The following is a 21,067-nucleotide window of genomic DNA, read 5'->3' as shown; positions in this document are numbered from 1 at the left end:
CCATGCCCGAGGCAAGCACGCCGCGCGCCGTCGAGGCGGTCGCCGCGCTCGACGTCGGCGGCACCAAGACGACGGCCGCCCTCGTGACGAGGCAGGGCCAGGTCGTCGACCGCGCCACCGCCCCGACGCCCGGCAGGGCGGGCGCGTCCGCCGTCCTCGACACCGCCGCCGGCCTCGTCGACCGGCTGAGGGCGCGGTCGGCGGGGACGTCCGTCCGGGCGCTCGGCGTCGGCAGCGCCGGAGTGATCGACCGTACGACGGGGCGGGTGCTCTCGGCCACCGACGTCCTGACCGGCTGGGCCGGCACCGACCTGCGCGGGAGGCTGCGCGAGCTGCTGGGCCTGCCCGTGGCGGTCGTCAACGACGTGCACGCCCACGCCCTCGGCGAGGCGCGGCACGGTGCCGCGGCGGGGTGCGAGACGGTGCTCTTCGTCGCCGTCGGCACCGGCGTCGGCGCCTCGTTCGTCGTGGGCGGCACCGTGCTCGTCGGCGCGCACTCCGCCGCCGGCCACGCCGGTCACCAGCCCTCCCGGCACGCCGGGTCGCTGCCCTGCACCTGCGGCCGGCGGGGGCACCTGGAGGCGATCGCGTCGGGGCCCGGGCTCGTCGACGAGTACGCCCGGCGCACCGGCCGGCCGGTCGAGGACCTGCGGGCCGTCGCCGCGCTCGCCGAGGGCGGCGACGAGGCGGCGGGGGAGGTCGTCCGGCTGGGCGGGACCGCCGTCGGTTCCGCCGTGGGTGGGCTGGTCAACATGCTCGACCCCGACGTCGTCGTGATCGGCGGCGGCGTCACGGGCCTCGGCGAGCCCTGGTGGCGGGCGCTGCGGGCCGCGGTGACCCGGGAGACGCTGCCCGGCCTGGACGCCGTGCCCGTCCTGGCCTCGGCCCTCGGCGCGGACGCACCCCTGCTCGGCGCCGCCTCGCTCGCCTGGGAGACCCTGTCGTGAACCTGCTGATCGAACGGTTCCGCCACCGGCTGGTGGTCTCCTGCCAGGCATACCCGGGCGAGCCGATGCGCGACCCGGACACGATGCGCCGCGTCGCCCTCGCCGCCGCCCGGGGCGGAGCCGCCGGCATCCGCGCGCAGGGGCTCGACGACATCGCCGCCATCCGTGACGCGGTCGACCTCCCGGTGATCGGGCTGTGGAAGGACGGCGACGACGACGTCTTCATCACCCCAACGCTCGACCACGCGGTGGCCGTGGCCCGGGCGGGCGCCCACATCGTCGCGCTCGACGCCACCGCCCGGCCACGGCCGGACGGCCGCACCCTCGCCGAGACGATCGCCGCCGTCCACGAGCGGACCGGCGCCCTCGTCATGGCGGACTGCTCCACCTTCGACGAGGGCGTCGCCGCGGCCGAGGCGGGCGCGGACCTGGTCGGCACCACGCTGGCCGGTTACACGGCCTACACGGTGAAGGGCGACGGCCCCGACCTCGACCTGGTCGCCCGGCTGGCGGCGGCCGTCGACGTGCCGGTGGTCGCCGAGGGGCGGATACACACCCCGGCCCAGGCGGCCCAGGCGCTGCGGGCCGGCGCGTGGTCCGTCGTCGTCGGCACCGCCATCACCCACCCGACCACCATCACGGGTTGGTTCGCCTCCGCCGTGGCCGACGCCGCGGCGGCCTGACCCGCCGACTTCCCCGGCAGGGCGCCCCGGTGGGCGTCCCGCCGCCATCGACATCGCCGTGCCGGAGGTTACCCGTGGCCCTGACCGACCTCACCCTGGCCGAGTGCCAGACGTACCGGCCCGAACTGGCCGTGCCGTCGGACCTGGACGACTTCTGGGCGCGGACGCTGGGCGCCGACGAGCCCGGCCCCGCGGCGTACGAGCCCGTCGACACCGGGCTCACCCAGATCCGCACGTTCTCCGTCACGGTGCCCGGGTACGCGGGTGAACCCGTGCACGGCTGGCTGCACCTGCCGGCGTACGCCGAGGGGCCGCTGCCCTGCGTCGTGGAGTACCTCGGCTACGGGCGCGGCCGGGGCCTGCCCCACGAGAAGCTGTTCTGGGCCGCCGCCGGCTTCGCCCACCTGATCATGGACACCCGGGGGCAGGGCTGGAGCGCCGCGCCCGGCCTCACCCCGGACCCGCACCCGTACCCGGCGGGCACCGTCCCCGGGTTCCTCACCCGTGGCGTCACCCACCCCGACACCTTCTACTACCGCAGGCTGGTCACCGACGCCGTACGCTTCGCCCGGGCCGCCCGGGAGCACCCCGCCGTCGACGCCGACCGGGTCGCGGTCACCGGCATCAGCCAGGGCGGGGGCCTCGCGCTGGCGGTGGCGGCGCTGTTCCCGGGCGTCGCGGCGGCCATGCCCGACGTGCCCTTCCTGTGCGACTTCCGGCGCGGCGTGCGGGTCGCCGGTCGTGGCCCGTACCTCGAGATCGCCGAGTACCTCAAGCTGCACCGCGACCGGGCCGACCAGGTGTTCCGGACGTTGTCCTACTTCGACGTGGCCGGGCTCGCGCCCCGCGCCACCGCGCCCGCGCTGTTCTCCGTCGCGATGATGGACCAGGTCTGCCCGCCCTCGACCTGCTTCGCCGGCTACCACCGCTACGGCGGGGAGAAGGAGCTGCGCGTGTACGAGTTCAACGACCACGAGGGCGGCGAGGGCCACCACCAGATCGAGCAGCTCGCCTGGCTGCGCGACAGGTTCGGCCCGGGCGTCGCGGCGGGTGGGGGAGAGGATCGCGCGGCGCTGTCGAGCTGAGTCGTCTGTGACATCGGCCCGAGTGGGTCAGCCGACAGAATCGGCAGGGGGTGGGCGCGGCCCCGGCGGGAACCGCCATGATGAGCGGGTGAAGATCCTGTCCATCCAGTCATCGGTCGCCTACGGCCACGTCGGCAACTCGGCGGCCGCCTTCCCCCTCCAGCGGCTCGGGCACGAGGTCTGGCCGGTGCTGACGGTCCACTTCTCCAACCACACCGGGTACGGCGCGTGGCGCGGTCCGCTGCTGGCGCCGGCCGACGTGGCCGAGGTGATCGAGGGCATCGCGGACCGGGGGGTCCTCGGCAGCGCCGACGCGGTGCTCTCGGGCTACCAGGGCGACCCGGCGATGGGCGCGGTGATCCTGGACGCGGTGGACAAGGTCAAGACCGCCAACCCCGACGCGGTGTACTGCTGCGACCCGGTGATGGGCGACGCCGGCCGGGGCATGTTCGTCCGGCCCGGCATCCCGGAGTACATGCGGGACGTCGTCGTCCCGCGCGCCGACATCATCACCCCGAACCACTTCGAGCTGGACTTCCTCGCCGGCCGCGGCACGAACTCGCTGCCCGAGGTCCTGGCGGCGGTCGACGTGGTGCGCGAGACGGGGCCGCGGCACGTCCTCGTCACCAGCGTGCTCCACGCCGACCTGCCGGCCGGGTCGCTGGAGGTGGTGGCCGTCTCGGACGAGGGTGCCTGGGCGGTCACCACGCCGCTGCTGCCGATCAGTCCGAACGGCGGCGGCGACGTCACCGCGGCGCTGTACCTCGCGCACCTGCTGACGACGGGCTCGCCCGCGACGGCGCTGGAACGCACCGTCGCCTCCGTCTTCGCCGTGCTCGAGGCGACCCTCGCGGCGGGCACCCGGGAGATCCAGTTGATCGCGGCCCAGGACGCGATCGCCGAGCCGCCGGCCAGGTTCGCCGCCCGCCGGCTGCGCTGACCCGCCCCTCGCGAGGGCCGTCGCGGGTGGGTCGCATCCTCAGGCGGGAGCCTCGGGGAGGAGCAACGTCGGATGCTCCGCCCAGAGCCACCGGAGGTGCCGCCGCAGCTCCCCGAGGGTGGCGACCCATCCCCTGTCCGCGTACCTGAGGTCGGGGGCGACGGCGTCGGGCGAGACCGGCACCGGGTCCGGGACGAGGGGGGTCGCATTCGTGCGACTCGAAGCCTGCCGGAATCGCGCTGTCCCGCCCCGAGGCGGTCCGCTACGCTGCCCCGCATGACCAGCGTGACCGCTCAGCGCACCGGAACGTCGTACGACGTCCAGGTCGGTGCCGAGCGACGCCGGCGATCCGTCGCCCGCCCGCGCTGACCTGTTCCCGGCGACCGGCGGATCGAGCCGCCGGTCGTCCGCCGATCGTCCTCGGTCCGCCCGTGCCTCTCCCGTCCCAGTGACTCGCGTGGCAGCGCGGGTCCGAGTGAGATCGGCGTACCCATGGATCTTGAAAGGCTGCTCTCCGACCGGCTGGCGCCGGCGTTCGCGGCGGTCGCCGGCGCCCCGGTCGACCCGGTGGTGCGGCGTTCGCCGCGCGCGGACTTCCAGTCCGACGCGGCGCTGGCGCTGGCCCGGCGGCTCGGCCGCTCCCCGCGCGACCTCGCCGCCGACGTGCTGGAACACGCGGCGCTCGACGACGTGTGCGCGTCGGCGGAGGTCTCCGGGCCGGGCTTTCTCAACCTGACCGTCTCCGACCGGGCGCTGGCCGGCCTGGTCTCCGGGCTGGCGGGGGACGCCCGCCTGGGCGTGCCGGCGGCCCGCGCGCCGGAGACCGTCGTGGTCGACTACTCGGCGCCGAACGTGGCCAAGGAGATGCACGTCGGACACCTGCGCTCCACCGTCATCGGCGACGCGGCGGTGCGGCTGCTGGACTGGCTCGGGCACCGCGTGGTGCGGGTCAACCACCTCGGCGACTGGGGCACACCGTTCGGGATGCTGATCGAGCACCTGGCCGACCTCGGCGAGACGGAGGCGGCGCACGAGTTGTCGGTGGGTGACCTCGACTCGTTCTACAAGGCGGCCCGGGCGAAGTTCGACGCCGACGAGGCGTTCCGTGCGCGGTCCCGGCGCCGGGTGGTCGCGTTGCAGGGCGGCGACGCGCCGACCCGGCGGCTGTGGCGACTCCTGGTGCAGCAGTCGGAGCGGTACTTCCTGTCCGTGTACGACCTGCTCGACGTGACGCTGACCGGGGCGGACTTCCGGGGCGAGAGCGCCTACAACGAACTGCTCGCCGACGTCGTCGACGACCTGGACCGGCTGGGGCTGCTGGCGGCCAGCGGCGGGGCGCGGTGCGTGTTCCCGCCCGGGTTCACCGGCCGGGACGGCGAGCCGCTGCCGCTGATCGTGCGCAAGAGCGACGGCGGCTTCGGCTATCCGGCCACCGACCTGGCCGCGTTGCGGCAGCGCACCGGGGAACTGGGCGCGACGCGGCTGCTGTACGTCGTCGGGCTGCCGCAGCAGCAGCACTTCGCGATGGTCTTCGCCGTCGCCGGAGCGGCCGGTTGGCTGCGCCCGCCGGCCCGGGCCGAGCATCTCGGCTTCGGCTCGATCCTCGGGAGCGACGGGCGGATGCTGCGCAGCCGGACCGGCGGGTCGGTGAAGCTCGTCGGCCTGCTCGAAGAGGCGGTCGCCCGCGCCACCGACCTGGCCCGGGCCAAGAATCCCGACCTGGACGCCGCGACCGCCGCCGAGATCGGCCGGGTTGTCGGCATCGGCGCGGTCAAGTACGCCGACCTGTCCACCGACCGCGCGAGGGACTACGTGCTCGACTGGGAGCGGATGCTTGCCCTGGACGGCAACACCGCGCCCTACCTCCAGTACGCGTACGCCCGCATCCGGTCGGTGTTCCGGCGGGCCGGGGCGGTCGCCCGGCCGGACGCGCCGATCGTGCTCGCCGAGCCGTCGGAGCGGGCGCTGGCGATCGAACTGCTCGGCTTCGCCGGCGTGGTCGGCAGGGTGGAGCGGAGCCTGGAGTTCCACCACCTCGCCGGCCACCTGCACCGACTCGCGACCGCGTTCAGCGGGTTCTACGAGCGCTGCCCCGTGCTGCGCGCCCCCGACGAGCTGCGGGAGAGTCGCCTGCTGCTGGCCGACCTGACCGCCCGGACCCTGCGCCAGGGCCTGCACCTGCTCGGCATCCGCACTCTGGAACGGATGTGACGTCCCGTGCCGACGGCGTCTACCGTCCGGTCCGGGGCGGGTGTCAGCGGTGATCGCCCCGGGATGTCGCGGGACGTCCCGGGGCGTCGGCCGGGTCGGACGGCGGCACCGAGAGCAGGTCGAGGACGTCGGCGGGGCGGTGGGCCACCATCCGGGCCTCCGGCACGGCGGGGGAGGTGACGCCCCAGCGGGCGTGCACGGCCAGCGCACCCGCCGCCTCGGCGCACCCGAGGTCCACCGCGGCGTCGCCGACGTAAGCGGTCTCGGTGACGTCGACGCCCAGGCGCCGGCAGGCCAGCCGTAGCCCGTCCGGCGCGGGCTTCGGCGCGGCCACGTCGTCACCACAGACCACGACCGGGAACAGCCGGTCCAGCCCCGTACTTGCCAGCAGGAGGGGCGTGGTCCGCCGCGAGGCGGCGGTGAAGATACCGAGCCGGCAGCCGGCTCGGTCGAGGGCGTCGACCAGGTCGAGCACGCCGGGAAACGGTTGTACGTCCCCGGTGGCCGCCTCGAAGTGGCGCTGGAAGCAGTCGAGGTCGCCGGCGGCGACGGGCCGCCCCAGGAAGTGGGCCAACACCGCCGGCGTGGCGCCGATGTGCCAGGTGGCGACGACGTCGGCCGGCGAGACCACCGGCCCGCCGAGGGCGCGGATCGTGTCGGCGTACACGGCGGGGGCGATCGTCATCGAGTCGACCAGGGTGCCGTCGAGGTCGAACACGACGGCGGCCGGGCGACGGCGGGGCCGGCGGGTCACAGGCGGGTCCGCGTCGCCGACGCGCACAGCCGGACCACCGTCGGGTGGCCGGTGGCGAGACGCTGGTGGGGGAACGACGGAACGCGCGGGTGCCTCCGCCCGTCGACGAGCTGGACCCACGCGATCTCTGCGATCAGGTGACCGGGCACTGTTCGGAGCCTCCAGCGAGGTGGGGACGAATTCCTGTCGCAGGAGCTACCTGCTGCTTGAGCTGCCGCTCGGGCGCTGGGCCGGGCTGCGGGCGGTCGGTCGCCCGAAGCACCGTATCGGGTGCGTCCGACGGCTCACCGGCGGGCCGGCCTGCCGCTCACACCACGTCCGACCGCCGGCCTGCGGGCGGTCGGGTAGCCAGCGACCAGTTGGCGGAGAGGCCGGAGAGCAGGCCGGCGGCCCGACTGTTGACGCGATAGCTGCGGAGATTGGCCCGTTCACGGCGGCCATGAACGGCGATCGATGCACATACTTCAGGTCGCAGGTGACGGACGGCTCGGCGCCAGCCGTCGTTCGGCCCGTCGCACTGCTGTCCTACGTCTTCGGGGGGATCGATGCGCCGACGAAGCTTGCTCGCGGCCGCCTGCGTGGCGGTGGCGGTGGCCGCGTCGCTGACGGCACCGTTCGGACAATCCGCGGCCTCCGCCGCGGAACAGAGCTGCGTGGCGGAGATGCCACACGCGCCGGCCGCCGCGAGCATGGCCGCCGAGTGCGACCGCCGGGTCGAGGTGACGTCCCGGCGGACCGAGACCACTCAGGTGTACGTCAACCCGGACGGGACGGCCACCGTCGAGCAGTACGCCTTTCCCCAGCGCGCCCGGCGGGCGGGCGGTGGCTGGACAGCGTTGGACGCGACGCTGTCGTTCGCCGACGACGGCACGGTCAGGCCGGCGGCGTCCGCCGTCGACGTGGCGTTCTCCGGCGGCGGCTCGACGGAGTTCGTCCGGGTCCGCCACGACGGCGGCGAGGTGGCGCTGTCCTGGCCGGGAACGCTGCCGAAGCCGTGGCTGGACGGCGCCCGGGCCACGTACGTAGAGGTGCTGCCCGGGGTGGATCTGGTGGCCACCGCGCGCGGCACCGGGTTCTCGTTCGTGCTGGTGGTGAAGGACCGGGCGGCGGCGGCGAACCCGGGGCTGCGCCGCCTCGCGTTGGGCAGCAGGCTCACCGGGCTGAGGTGGCAGGGCACCCGGGTGGTGGACGCGGCCGGCCGGGCGGTTCTGACCGCGACCGCGCCCCGGATGTGGGACGCGGGCGCCGCCACCGGGGCGACGGTCGGCGACGGGGCTGCGGGTGGCGCACCGGCCGGCGAACGGGCCGCGTCAGGCGTGGCCGTCGACGGGCCCAGGCAAGGTGCGCGCGACGCGGCGGTGGGGCTGAGCGTGTCCACCGCCGGCAAGGTCGTGCTTGCTCCGGACGCCGGGCTGCTGCGCGATCCCGAGGCGACCTTTCCACTGGTCGTCGACCCCACCATCGGCTACGCGACGTGGACGATGATCAACAAGAACTCTCCGGACCAGTCGTACTGGAGTTACGACAAGTGGAACTGCACCGGCCCGTACAGCACCGAGTGCGCGAAGGTCGGCTACTACAACCCGGTCACCTACCGGTCGATGTTCCAGTTTCCCAACGGGGCCTGGCAGGGCAAGCAGATCCTGGAGGGCGACCTCGCGCCCGAGTTCACGATCGACCTGCTGCACTCGGCGAGCTGCGCCGACAGCTGGACCGAGCTGCGGGTCGTGCGGGCCACGCTGAACGCGGACACCGACTGGTACAACACCGCCGGGGCGTTCGAGGGCCACAACGGCGCGGCGGCGAGGAACAGCTCCTGCGGCTCGGTACGCAAGGGCAGCGAATTCCCGCTCACCGCGGCCACCCTGCGGCACGCGGAGCACCACGGCTGGGTGACGTTCGGGCTGGTCGCGGCCGACGAGGGGTCCAGCGCCGGGTGGAAGAAGTTCGACGCCACCACGGCCAGGCTGATCGTCAACCTCAACTCGTACCCGGACGCACCGACCAACCTGACCGTCGACGGCCGCCCCTGCGCCACCGGCCCCGGCCGTCCGTACGTGCCGACGGCGAGCCCGACGGTGCGGGCGTACGTCTCGGACGCGGACGGCAACTCGCTGCGGACCGTCGTCAAGCGCAAGCGCATCCGGTCCGACGCCTCGCAGGGGCCGGAGTCGGAGACCGCCCAGGACGGCGTGCCTTCGGGGACGACCGCGCAGGTGACCCTGCCGGCCGGGGCGCTGGACCAGGGCGACGAGTTCGTGGCCACGGCGGACTGGACCCGCGACGGCGTGCCGGACGTGCTCGGTCGTGACGGTGACGGCTACCTGTACGTCTGGCCCGGCCTGCCCGGGGGCACCGGGTTGCAGTCGCGCCGGCAGATCGGCTCCGGCTGGCACGGCTGGGCCTGGCAGGTCGCCGGGGTCGCCGACTGGGACGGGGACGGGTTCCTCGACGTGGTCGTCCGGTACAACCCCAGCGGCGAGTTGTTCATGTACGCCGGGGCGGACACCGCCAGCGGCTTCTCCGACGCCCGGTTCCCGCTCGGCGGCGGTTGGCAGGACTTCACCTACGCCGGGCTCGCCGACTGGGACCGGGACGGGCACATGGACGTCATCGCCAGCGACAGCGGCGGCGTGATGTGGGTGTACCCGGGAGAGAGCAGGCGGGGACAGGCGACGCAGGAACGCGCCTCGATCGGCACCGGCTGGTTCGGCTACACCTACTTCGGCACCCCGGACTGGGACCGGGACGGCAGGCCCGACGTCGTGGCCCGCGACCCGTCGTCGGGGCAGCTGTGGCTGTACCCGGGCAGCGGCGGCCGGTCCCACTCGGACGCTGCCCGCGCGCAGATCGGCGCCGGCTGGTGGAACTACCGGGCGTTGACCACCCCGGACGTCGACGGCAACGGCACCAGCGACATCGTCGCCGCCCCGCCGGACACCACGACCTGGACCGTGTACCCGGGCCTCGGGCAACGCGGCGGCGAGGGCGGTGCCCGCTGGACGGTCGCGGCGCGTGGCCTCTCCCACGACGGGACCTACCTCTACCGGGCGTACGCCTCCGACGGTCGGGTCAGCGGCGCCGACTCCGGGGTGTGCGAGTTCACGGTGGACATCGTCAAGCCCGCCCCCGCGACGGTGACGGCCGACGTGTACAAGCCGGGTGCCGGCGCCTGCGACGGCGGGCCGTGCGGATCGGTCGGACAGACCGGCCGGTTCACCTTCGCCAGCTCGCCCGACGTGACCTCGTACCGCTGGGGCTTCACCGACCCACCGACCACGGTGGCCACCCCGGCCGCCCTGGGCGGCCCCGTGACGGTGCACTGGACGCCGACCTGGGGCGGCGCGCGGACGCTGTACGTCGACGCGGTCGACCGGGCCGGCAACGAGTCCCGGCGGACCTACCAGTTCGTGGTCGCCGCGCCGGCGGGCCCGGTGGCGAGCTGGAAGCTCGCCGACGACGCCGGCGCCACCGTGCTGGCCGACGACAGCGGCAACGGGCGCGGCCTGACCGTTGCCGGCGGCGCCGCCCTCGGCGCACCCGGCCGGCTGGCGCCCGGCAACGACGGGGCGCCGCGGTCGGCGATGCTGCTCGACGGCGTCGACGACCATGCCGCCCGAGCCGACTTCCTCGACACCAGCCGCAGCTTCTCGGTCTCGGCCTGGGTCAAGCTCGGCGCGAAGGGGGCCGGCGACCAGACGGTGGTCGCCCAGGCCGGCGGCGCCGGCCAGTACTCCGCGTTCCACCTGCGCTACCTCGCCAACGAGGACCGGTGGGCCTTCCTGACGCCGTCGGGCCCGGCCGACCCGGCCGCCTGGTGGAGCGTCCGGTCCACGTCGGCGCCGCGGATCGGCGTCTGGACCCATCTCACCGGCACCTACCTCGCCGACGCCAAGGAACTGCGCCTGTACGTCAACGGGGTGGAGGAGGGCCTGACCACCGGCGCGACGACCTGGGACGGGAACGGCCAGTTCCTCGTCGGTCGGTCCGGCACCGGCGCCCCGTACCACGGTTCGATCGCCGACGTGCGGGTGTGGAACCGGCTGATCACCACCTCCGAGGTGGTCGAACTCGTCGAGCCCCTGACCACCGGTCGGGTCGGCGACTGGCACTTCGAGCAGGTCGGTCAGGGGCCGGCGTACGACTCGTCGGAGCTCGCCCACGACCTGAACTTCCACGGGGGGATGCAGATCCCGGCGAGCGGGGCCGGGCACACCGGCGCCGGCCTGCGGCTCGACGGGGTCGACGACCATGCCACGACCGACCGGCAGGTGCTGCGCACGGACCAGTCGTTCACCGTGTCGGCGTGGGTCCGAATGTCGGACAGCACCGTCTCGCAGACCTTCGTCTCGCAACGCAGCGCCGGTGCGTACCCGGGCTTCTACCTGCAGTACGGGGCGGCGAACGGCGGCGAGTGGCTGTTCGCGATGCAGGCCTCCGCCACCGAGGCGGCCCACGGCACGTACGCGACCACCCCGGCGACCAGCCCGACCGGCTGGCACCACCTGGTCGGCGTGTTCGACGCGCAGCGGGGGGAACTGCGGTTGTACGTGGACGGCGCCGCTCGGGCGACCGCGGCGATGAACGCGGCATGGCGGCCGTGGGACGCCACCGGCCCGTTGGTGATCGGCACGTCGGGTTCGGGAACCTTCGTCCGCGGCGACGTCGACGAGGTGCGGGCGTTCCAGGGCGTGGTCCCGGACCCCACCCGGTTGTTCCACGGCACCGACACGTTGACGGTCGGGCAGCGGCTCACCGCCGGTCAGTACCTGTGGTCCCGGCTGGACAACCACCGGCTGATCATGCAGGGCGACGGCAACCTGGTGCAGTACGAGGAGGGCGTCGCCGTCTGGGCCTCGAACACCCAGGGCAACCCCGGCGCCTTCGTGCAGATGCAGACCGACGGCAACCTGGTGGTCTACGGCGCCGACGGGGCCGCGCTCTGGTCGACGCGAACGCACGGGACCGACGCCCGACTGCTCGCCGTGCAGAACGACGGCAACCTCGTCCTCTACGCCCTCGACGGCCGGGTCATCTGGGCCAAGTGACGGCTCGCACACGACGAAGGGGAGTCCATTGACTGGCAGCACACGCTGGCGAGTGGGGTCGGCGTACTTGCTGATCATGGCGCTGGCCACGACGGTACTGACGGGTGTGCCCGGCACGGCCGCGGCCGCCGAACGTCCGGGCGGTGCGCAGGCGCACGGGTCGGCGCAGCGGGAACCGACGGTCGCCGGGCGGCGGGCCGTCCCCACGCCGGTCGCGCCGCTGACCACCGCACCCGACTGGCGGGCGACCCCGCCAGTCTGGCCGGCCCAGGCCACGGCGGAGGTGACGGTGCCCGCGGCCCGGCCGGCGGGCACGGCGGCGGCCGGGCCGGCCGCGCCGGTGCGGGCCGGCGACCTGCCGGTGTGGATCGAGGGAATGCCCGACGGGAGGGAGTCGCTGCGCCGGGTACGGGTCCGGCAGGTGGGCCGCGACCGGGTCGTGCTGCGAATGGACCGGACCGACGGGACGCGGGCCGGGGCACCGGCCCGGGTGACGATCGACGCGGGCCGGTTCCGGACGGCCTACGGCGGGGACTGGGCGAGTCGCCTGCGGCTGTGGTCGCTCACCGAGGACTGCCTGACCGGGCGGCCCTCCGACTGCCGGGCCACACCACTGCCGTCGCGGATCGACGCCGCGAAGGCCACGGTGAGCGCGCGGGTGGAGGTGCCCGGCGCCGTGACGGGGACGGCCCCGAGCGGCGCGCTGGTCGCGCTGGCGGCGGACGCCTCGGGCGCGGCCGGGGACTTCGCGGCCACGTCGCTGTCCCCGTCGGCCACCTGGAACGCGGGCGGCAACTCCGGCGGCTTCTCGTGGAGCTATCCCCTGCGGACGCCGCCGGCGCTGAACGGGCCGGCACCCGAGATCACGCTGAACTACTCCTCGGCCGGCGTGGACGGCCGGATGGCGGCCGGTAACAACCAGCCGTCCTGGTTGGGCGAGGGGTTCGACTGGCACCCCGGCTTCGTCGAGCGGCGCTACGTGCCGTGTGCCGACGACATGGGAGGCGGCGCCACCAACACGGAGCGCAGGGGCGACCTGTGCTGGCGGACCGACAACGCGGTGCTCACCATGCCGGGACACGCCGGCGAGCTGATCCGGGACGGGTCGGGTGCCGACCGGTGGCGGCTGCGGGTCGACGACGGCACCCGGATCGAGCGCCGGACCGGCGCGGCGAACGGCGACGACAACGGGGAGTGGTGGCTGGTCACCACCACTGACGGCACCACGTACTGGTACGGGGGACGGGCCGGGTCGCAGGCGACCCTGACCGTGCCGGTGTTCGGCAACCACTCCGGCGAACCCTGCGCGCGGGGAACGTTCGCCGCGTCCAACTGTCAGCAGGGCTACCGCTGGCAGCTCGACCACGTGGTGGACCGGCACGGCAACACCATGCGGATCGGGTACGCCAAGGAGACCAACCGGTACGCCCGCAACGCCGTGCTGACCGACGCCGCGCCGTACGACCGTGCCGGGCATCCCGAGGTCATCGAGTACGGCACCCGGACCGACTCGGCCGACCCCGCGCCGATGAGGGTGACCTTCGCGACGGCGGACCGGTGCCTCGTCGACTGCGGCAACCCGGCGAACTGGCCGGACCTGCCCAAGGACCGGGAGTGCGCCGCGAGCCCCTGCGGGTTCGCCCAGGTGGCGCCCACCTTCTGGACCAAGAAGCGGCTCAGCGCGGTGACCACCTGGATCCGCGACGGCGCCGGCTACGACGAGGTCGAGTCGTGGACGTTCACGCACGCGTTCCCGGACCCGACCGACAGCGTGGGCCCGGTGCTGTGGCTGGCGAGGATCTCGCACACCGGCGAGGCGGGGGACGGCACGGTCGCCCTGCCCGACGTGGAGTTCGCCGGTACGGCGTTGACTAACCGGGTCGACACCAACAACGACCAGTACCCGGCGATGCGCCGGTTCCGGATCAAGACCGTGCGGTCGGAGACCGGCGGCGTCACCGACGTCACGTACTCCCCAGCGGACTGCGTCGCCGGCACCCGCGTGCCGGACCGGAACAACCTGCACCTCAACGCGTTGCGCTGCTATCCGGTCAGGTGGCGGCCGGAGGGGAACACCGCGCCGATCGACGACTTCTTCCACAAGTACGTGGTCACCGAGGTCGGACAGGCGGAGTTGACCGGCGGTTCACCCCGGACCCGCGTCCGGTACGCCTACCAGGACGCCCCGGCGTGGCACTTCACCGACGAGGACGGCCTGGTCAAGGCGGAGTTCAAGACCTGGTCGGTGTGGCGGGGCTACGGGGAGGTGGTCACCACCACCGGCGACGCGGGGGAGCAGACCGTCACCCGGACCCGGTTCTTCCGCGGCATGCACGGGGACAAGCTGCCGACCGGCACGCGCCAGGTGACCCTGCCGGCCGTCGCCGTCGGCGACGTACCGGCGGTGGCCGACGAGGACGAGTTCGCCGGGATGGTCCGGGAGGCCGTCACGTACGACGGGGAGGCGGAGGTGTCGGCCAACGTCACCGTGCCGTGGCGGTCGGCGCCGACGGCGTCGCGCACCCTGGACGGGGTGACCGTGCACGCCCGGATGGTGGGTCCCGGTGCCCAGCACACCCGTACCGCCCTGGACGGCGGTCGCGGTCACCGGACCACCAGGGTCACCACCGGCTACGACGAGTACGGCATGCCGGACCGGGTCGACGACCAGGGCGACGAGGCCCGCGACGACGACCAGCGGTGTGTGCTCACCACGTACCGCCGCAACACCGAGGCGTGGATCGTCGACCGGGTGGCCCGGCAGCGCACCTTCGCCGTGGACTGCGCCCGCCAACAGGCCGGTGGGCTGACCGACGCCCAGGTGGTCGGCGACGTCCGCACCTCGTACGACGGGGCGGGCTGGGACGCCGTCCCCACCCGGGGGCTGGTGTCCAGGGTGGAGACGCTGAAGACGTACCACGACGACGACAGCCGGAAGGCGTACGTCACCGAGCAGCAGTTCACACACGACGCGTACGGCCGGGTGACGGCCAGCACGGACGTGCGGGGGGCGACCACGACCACGACGTACACCCCGGTCGGTGGCGGACCGGTGACGGGCGTGACGGCGACCAACGCCCTCGGGTGGACCACCGCCACCACCCTGGCCCCCGCCTGGGGGCAGCCGGTGCGCCTCGTCGACGCCAACGACCGGGTGACCGAGTTGGCCTACGACCCGCTGGGCCGGCTGACCTCGGTGTGGCTGCCCGGCCGGGACCGGGTGAGTTGGCCGCGGGACGCCAGCATCGAGTACGACTACCAGGTCCGCAACGACAACCTGGGCAGCACGGTGACGACCCGCCGGCTCAAGCCCGGCGGTGGCTACCTGACCAGCCACACCATCCACGACAACCTGTCCCGCGTACGTCAGACGCAGGCGCCCGACGGTGCCGGCGGCGCCGGCGCGGTCATCACCGACACGTTCTACGACACGGCCGGCCGGGTCTCCCGGGTCCTCGACCCGTACGTGCCCGCCGACCACACGCTCAGCGGGGTGCTGTTCACCGTGCCGGGCACGGTGCCGTCGGCCCGGACGACCCGGTACGACGGCGCCGGCCGCACGGCGGCCGAGACGCACCTGCGCGACGTCCCGGCGCACAGCCCTGGCGGCACGGTCGTCGCGCAGACCCGGTACGGCTATGGCGGTGACCGGGTCGACACCACTCCGCCGGTGGGCGGCGCGGTCACCTCGACCTTGCGCGACGCCGCCGGACGGGTGGTCGAGCTGCGCCAGTACCGGGCGGGGCAGCCGGCCGGCGGGGGCGGTGGGTTCGACAGGACGACCTACCACCATGACGCCAAGGGGCAGCTCGTTCGGGTGACCGACGCGGTCGGGGCGACGTGGTCGTACGGGTACGACCTGCGCGGCCGGACGGTGAAGACCGTCGACCCCGACCTCGGCACGGTGATCAGTAGCCATGCCGACTCCGGCGACCTCGTCACGCAGACCGACGCCGAGGGGCAGACGATCGCCCACACGTACGACCTGCTGGGTCGCAAGACGTCGACGCGAGACGATTCGGTGACCGGGCCGAAGCGGGCCGAATGGGTCTGGGACGAGGTGGCCGGCACCACGGTGCGGGGCCAGCTCGGCCGCAGCACCCGGTACGTCGGCACTGAGGCGTACACCCGCGAGATCCGCGGCTACACCGTCGGCTACCAGCCGACCGCCGTCCGGTACACGGTACCGGCCGGGGTGACCGGCCAGACGAGCTACGAGTACGTCCACGGTTACCACCCGGAGGACGGCTCTCCGAGGACGGTCCGCCTCCCGGCGGCGGGCGGACTGCCGATGGAGACGCTCACCCACGAGTACGACGGCCTCGGCCGACCGTCGGCGCTGAAGACGTCGCTCGGCGGCACCTACGTCACCGGCACCGACTACACCAGCTTCTCCGAACTCGGCGCGCTGCACCTGCGGCACAACGACGGTGACCTGGTGGACATCACCCGCACCTACGCCACGGACACCCGACGGCTGGCGCAGATCTGGACCACCCGGCAGCGGCCCACGGCCGGCGTCGCCACCGACGTGTCCGACCTGCGGTACGGCTACGACCCGGCGGGCAACGTCACCTCGATCACGGACGACACCAGCGACGACCGGCAGTGCTTCGCGGTCGACCATGCCCAGCGGCTGACCGACGCGTGGACGCCGGCCGACGGGAACTGTGCCGCCGGGCCGGCGGTGGCACTGGGTGGGCCGGCCGCGTACCGGCACGCCTACGGCTACGACCCGGCCGGCAGCCGGACCACGATGACCGCGTACGGCACCCCGGCCGGAGACCGGACCACCACGTACACGATCGCGGCGGGCGGCCACCGGGTCACCGGGACCAGTACGGCGGACTCGGCCGGCATCCGGACAGCGGCCTTCGGGTACGACGGGTCCGGCAACGTCAACACCCGCCCGGCGCCTGCCGGCGGCGCCCAGAGCCTCGTCTGGGACCGGGAGCGCCGACTGGCCAGCACCGACGACGCGGCGGGCCCCACGTCGTACGTCTACGACGCCGACGGAAACCGGCTGGTCCGTCGCGATCCGGCGGGCCGGACGCTGTACCTGCCCGGCCAGGAGATCCGGGTCACCGGGGGCGGCGCGACGGCGACCCGGTACTACACGCACGCGGGGCAACCGGTGGCCACGCGCAGCCCGAACGGAGTGACCTGGCTCGCCGGTGACCACCACGGCACCACCCAGGCCGCCGTCACCGCGGTGGGGCAGACCGTGGCGATCCGTCGCCAGACACCGTTCGGCGAGCAGCGGGGCGCCGCCGTGGCCTGGCCGGCGAACCTGGACAAGGGCTTCGTGGGAGGCACCAAGGATCCCACCGGCCTGACCCACCTCGGCGCCCGCGAGTACGACCCGGCGCTGGGCCGCTTCCTCTCCGTCGACCCGGTCATCAACATCACGGATCCGCAGCAGATCAACGGATACAACTACGGCAACAACAACCCGGTGACGTTGAGCGATCCGGACGGGCTGGTCCCCCGCTCCTGCCCGGACGGCGAATGCAGCAGCGGCATCGGGCCGCCGAAGCGGGCCAACAACCCGGCCACCTCCTACAACCCTCCCGTCCGCAAGGGTGCCGGCGGTCGCGGCCACCAGACGGTGAACCGCAACCGGGCCAACTGTCCGGACGGCGTGAGCAGTTGCGCCGCCGCCCGCGGGTCGACGAGCCGGGCCACCAACCTGTGTCAGGTGACGGACTGCGCCGACCGGCGGAGCGGTCAGAAGATCGTCTACAACTGGCTCGGCGACAACGCCACCCCGGAGTTCCTCGACCACGTGAAGCGGTCCGCGACCGAGGCCGGCATCGATCCGCAGCTGCTGCTCGCGGTCCTGATCGCCGAGAGCGGAGACTGCCACTGCGCGGAGAAGGACGATGACAGCATCCGGGTGGCCAGTGTGGGCCTGGCCAACCTCCAGATGGACGCGTTCGTGCGGGCGGTGGCCCATTCCGGCGGGGCGATCGACTTCGGGCGACGGGACACCCACAACCTGAAGGACCTGGGCAACATCCAGCGTTCGGTCACGGCCGCCGCCTACTACCTGAAGTTCCTCGGCGACCGGGTGGACAACACCCACCCCGCGCCGTCGAACCCGACGATCTCCCGGAACGAGATCATCCGGATCGGCTACAACATGGGCATCGGCAGTCAGACGGGCGGCGAGCGGGACTGGATGACGGCCGTCGCCGGGCTCGACCGGTTCCCCGCCGGTGATCCCGGCCGGATCATCCTGGACTTCCGGGAGCGGTGGTACGTCGCCGGCAACCTGCTCAGCGCGAGCGGCTGACGGATTCCGACGCGCGCCGGCCGTCGGCCCCGACGGGGCCGACGGCCGGCGTCGCATTGACGACAGTCGGGGTGCCCCTCCGACACTTGTTCGGATCGCGCCGGCCTTAGATCATGAACGGTGTCGATTCACGTGATGAGGAGTCGGGCGCAGCGGGAAGCGATGCCCGTCGTTGGCGTAGAGACAAGGAAACGGTCCCATGAGTGGATTCCTGTCGGTGACCGCCTATGTCCCCGATCGGGTCAGCACACTTGCCGTGGGGCTGGCCGGGGAATTCTTCGGCGCGCTCTGCGGCTCCTCCCGCACCCCCGGTTTCAGACTCGCCTTCTGCGCGGAGCGGCCCGGAGCGGTGCGGACCGATCTCGGGCTGTCCCTGCCCGTCGCGCACGACCTCCACCGCCTCGCCAAGGGCGAACTGGTCCTCATCCTGCCCGGGGACCACTTCCGCGACGAGCCCTCGCCGGAGATCGTCGGCGCGATCCAGGAGGCCCATGCCCGGGGCGCGGTCATCGCCAGCAGTTGCGTCGGCTCCTTCCTCCTCGCGGCCACCGGCCTGCTCGACGGGCTGCGCGCCACCACACACTGGAAGCACGCCGAGGAGTTCGCCGCCCGACACCCCGCCGTGACGGTGCTCCCCGACGACCTCTTCGTCGACGAGGGTCAACTGGTCACCGGCGCCGGCTCGGGCGCCACTCCGGACATGTACCTGCACCTGCTGCGGCGCGAGCACGGAATCTCCGTCGCCAACGCCTTCGGCCGCGGGACCGTCATGCCCCCGCCGCGCACCGGCGGCCAGCCGCAGTACCTGGAGGCACCCGTACCGGCCAGTCGGGACGACGAACTCCTGACCGAGGTGCTCGCCTGGGCGGCGGAGAACCTGCACCGGCTCGTCCCGGTCGAGGAACTCGCCGCCCGCGCGGTCATGAGTCCGCGTACCTTCCTCCGCCGGGTCAAGGCGGCGACCGGTACGACGCCGCACGCCTGGCTGCTTCAGCAGCGCCTCGCCCGGGCCGAGGAACTGCTCGAAAGCACCGCCCTGCCACTGGACGAGATCGCGCGGCGGGTCGGCTACGCCAACTCCGCCGTGCTGCGCGGGCAGTTCGTGAAGCGGCGCGGCATTCCGCCCCGCGCGTACCGGCGGGCCTTCGATGCCCGCCGCACGACGGCGCGAACGTCCACAGCCTGCACGGCGGGAAGCTGCGGCGGCACGACGGCGGGTGCCGGCGCGCGTGGCGTCGGCGGGTCGCCCCGCCGTACCCGCTGAAGCGCCGGCTCCGATCGTCACGCGTCTCGAGCCAGGCGGTGTGCAGCGGGGGCAGCGGGCGCGACCGTCCGGCGGCCGGCACGCCGGCCGCTCACGCCACCAGGCGCTTCCCGTCCAGCTCTTCGAGCGTGACGGTGCAGAGGCCGCCCCGTTCCGCCTTCACGCCGGTCACCCTGAGCTGCGTGCCCGGGGCGAGGATGAACTCCTCCTCTCCGGTGAACGCGGAGAACCGGCGGATGCCCACGGCCCGCGCGGGCAGCACCTCGAAGAGGGTCCGCTTGCCGCGGCCACGGAGGAACGCCCTGGCCACGCCGAGCTTCGACGTGCACGAGGAGACGCCCCACCACGTCACGGTCTGGCCCAGCGGGTACTGCGCCCGCAGGTCCAGCGACACCCCGCGCCACAGCGGCTCCGTGCGGACCGGAAGCCGGGACACCGCGGCGAAGAGCAGTCGCAGGTACGGCAGGTAGGGGACGATGCGGCTGCGGTCCGGGTCGCGCAGGGTGGCGTTGATTCGGCGGTAGAACGCCGACTCGCAGGTGTAGAGGTAGAGCGCGGCGGCCTCGTCCGCGGTGAGTCCGTCGGCCGCGCCCTCCGTCTGCTTCTCGCCGAACCGGTGCGACTGCTCCACGTGCCAGCCGAGCCCCGACAACAGCCTCGCCACCGGCGCGACGGCGGTGCGGAAGTCCATCAGCGGGGTGTCGAAGACACCGGTGATCGCGGGCAGGACGAGCCCCTCGTCCTTGACGCTGGCGAGCCGCTCCAGGTAGAGCTTGTGCAGCTCCATCGTCGAGGCGATGAACTCGCCCATGCGGTCGGCCGCGTTCGCGTCCGCGCCGCCGGAGTGCGCCGCCGACGCGCTCCAGCCCTTGCTGGGCAGCCAGTCGATCTCGTCGGCGCCCAGCGTCCGGAGCGCCGCGTTGACGTCGGCGAAGTGGTTGCCGTCGCAGAAGATGTCGCCCTGCGCCGCGGGGTTGGGGTGGTCGATGTGCCGGACCTCGACCTCGGGGTATTTCCTCGCGAGCCGGACGACGACCTGCCTGAGGCTGCGGGCGTGCGCCCCCCACCAGGCGAACACCACCCCCCGATCCGCCTCGTCGGCCTGCTGCTTGGCCTTGAGGATCTCCTCGACGAGCGCCTCGACGACCGGCCGCCAGAACGCGGTGTGCCGGTCGGTGGCCATGGCCCCGTCGCCGCTGGCGGTGAGGGCCGCGTTCAGCAGCAGCACGCCCTGGGTGAGCATCGCCTGGAACCACTCCGGCGGCTGCACCGTGTCGTGCTCGCGCAGCAGCGCGCGGATGTCGGCGATCGGGGTCTTCTTGGGGATGCCGTACTTCCACATCGCCGCCGCCTTGATGATGCAGCGGATGCTCACCACCCGGCCGAACTGGCTGTCCTTCCAGTCGTGGAAGGTGTTGTCGAACATGGCGATGCCGGTGGCGCTCTCGGGTCGCGGGTAGGGGTTCTGGCCGAAGACGACGACCTTCCACCTGTGCGGCGGGTTGGGCTTGAGCGCCTGGAAGGTCAGCTCGCGGACGGGCACGACCTGCGGGCTGCGGCCGGGGCCGATGAACGTGGCCGCGCCCGGCTGCGCCTCGATGACCGGCTTGAGCAGCGGCAGCCACGGCTCGCCACCGCCGTTGAAGAGATCGGCGAGGGCCAGCGGGTCGTTCGGGTCGGGCGGGGTGGTGGCGGTGGTGTCGCTCATCGCGGGCTCCCGGTGTGGCGGACCGTGCCGGTCCGACGGCACGGATGATCAAGGGTGGGGGCATTGTGCCGTCCACGGGTGACAGTCCCGGCGCCGGAGCCGGGGACCACCGGTCGAGGGGCACGCCACCCG

10 protein-coding genes are annotated in these 21,067 nt (G+C 73.7%); 8 read left to right on the top strand and 2 right to left on the bottom strand.

All coding sequences use genetic code 11. The features are described 5' to 3' along the window. Window positions 1-2: 2 nt before the first annotated feature. The 5 genes from GA0070606_RS07095 to argS all read left to right on the top strand — a co-directional run bounded on the left by GA0070606_RS07095 (window position 3) and on the right by argS (window position 5,866). Window positions 3-947: an ROK family protein gene (locus GA0070606_RS07095; protein WP_091096149.1), complete on the top strand. Its 945-nt coding sequence runs from the start codon at window positions 3-5 to the stop codon at window positions 945-947. Further along, window positions 944-1,630: an N-acetylmannosamine-6-phosphate 2-epimerase gene (locus GA0070606_RS07090; protein ID WP_091096147.1), complete on the top strand. Its 687-nt coding sequence runs from the start codon at window positions 944-946 to the stop codon at window positions 1,628-1,630. The genes GA0070606_RS07095 and GA0070606_RS07090 overlap by 4 nt, the downstream gene beginning before the upstream one ends. Before the next feature lie 74 nt (window positions 1,631-1,704). Further along, complete coding sequence (locus tag GA0070606_RS07085) at window positions 1,705-2,715, top strand: acetylxylan esterase (RefSeq protein ID WP_091096146.1); 1,011 nt, start codon at window positions 1,705-1,707, stop codon at window positions 2,713-2,715. Window positions 2,716-2,803: 88 nt separating this feature from the next. Continuing rightward, entirely contained in the window at window positions 2,804-3,655 is an 852-nt protein-coding gene (gene pdxY / locus GA0070606_RS07080) for a pyridoxal kinase PdxY (protein ID WP_091096144.1), read from the top strand. Window positions 3,656-4,147: 492 nt separating this feature from the next. Next, window positions 4,148-5,866 carry an arginine--tRNA ligase gene (gene argS / locus GA0070606_RS07075; RefSeq protein WP_091096142.1) on the top strand — a complete coding sequence of 573 codons (1,719 nt, stop codon included), beginning with the start codon at window positions 4,148-4,150 and terminating at the stop codon, window positions 5,864-5,866. Window positions 5,867-5,909: 43 nt separating this feature from the next. Here argS and GA0070606_RS07070 read toward each other — a convergent pair whose 3' ends face one another. Next, window positions 5,910-6,620, bottom strand: a complete 711-nt coding sequence (locus tag GA0070606_RS07070) for an HAD family hydrolase (protein ID WP_141721609.1) — start codon at window positions 6,618-6,620, stop codon at window positions 5,910-5,912. 662 nt (window positions 6,621-7,282) lie between these two features. Between GA0070606_RS07070 and GA0070606_RS07065 the strand changes: the two genes are divergently transcribed. The 3 genes from GA0070606_RS07065 to GA0070606_RS07055 all read left to right on the top strand — a co-directional run bounded on the left by GA0070606_RS07065 (window position 7,283) and on the right by GA0070606_RS07055 (window position 19,227). Continuing rightward, a complete protein-coding gene (locus GA0070606_RS07065) occupies window positions 7,283-11,668 on the top strand; it encodes a LamG-like jellyroll fold domain-containing protein (protein WP_245724915.1) in 4,386 nt (1,461 codons plus the stop codon). 52 nt (window positions 11,669-11,720) lie between these two features. Further along, a complete protein-coding gene (locus GA0070606_RS07060; protein ID WP_091096137.1) occupies window positions 11,721-17,963 on the top strand; it encodes an RHS repeat-associated core domain-containing protein in 6,243 nt (2,080 codons plus the stop codon). A gap of 199 nt (window positions 17,964-18,162) precedes the next feature. Next, on the top strand, window positions 18,163-19,227 hold the full coding sequence (locus GA0070606_RS07055; protein WP_091096135.1) for a GlxA family transcriptional regulator: 1,065 nt from the start codon (window positions 18,163-18,165) through the stop codon (window positions 19,225-19,227). Window positions 19,228-19,318: 91 nt separating this feature from the next. Here the strand turns inward: GA0070606_RS07055 and GA0070606_RS07050 are convergent, their stop codons facing one another. Further along, window positions 19,319-20,935: an ADP-ribosyltransferase domain-containing protein gene (locus GA0070606_RS07050; protein WP_091107404.1), complete on the bottom strand. Its 1,617-nt coding sequence runs from the start codon at window positions 20,933-20,935 to the stop codon at window positions 19,319-19,321. Window positions 20,936-21,067: the final 132 nt, after the last annotated feature.

Origin of the sequence: Micromonospora citrea (assembly GCF_900090315.1) — a bacterium.
GTDB lineage: Bacteria > Actinomycetota > Actinomycetes > Mycobacteriales > Micromonosporaceae > Micromonospora > Micromonospora citrea.
The sequence above is the reverse complement of the archived record's forward strand: the minus strand, read 5'-3'. Positions and strand labels throughout refer to the sequence as shown.

What these genes read in the sequence shown, in the direction of transcription:
- GA0070606_RS07050 (WP_091107404.1), bottom strand. Translation starts at nt 20,935, where the DNA reads ATGAGCGACACCACCGCCACCACCCCGCCCGACCCGAACGACCCGCTG.
- argS (WP_091096142.1), top strand. Translation starts at nt 4,148, where the DNA reads ATGGATCTTGAAAGGCTGCTCTCCGACCGGCTGGCGCCGGCGTTCGCG.
- GA0070606_RS07055 (WP_091096135.1), top strand. Translation starts at nt 18,163, where the DNA reads ATGAGTGGATTCCTGTCGGTGACCGCCTATGTCCCCGATCGGGTCAGC.
- GA0070606_RS07065 (WP_245724915.1), top strand. Translation starts at nt 7,283, where the DNA reads ATGCCACACGCGCCGGCCGCCGCGAGCATGGCCGCCGAGTGCGACCGC.
- GA0070606_RS07095 (WP_091096149.1), top strand. Translation starts at nt 3, where the DNA reads ATGCCCGAGGCAAGCACGCCGCGCGCCGTCGAGGCGGTCGCCGCGCTC.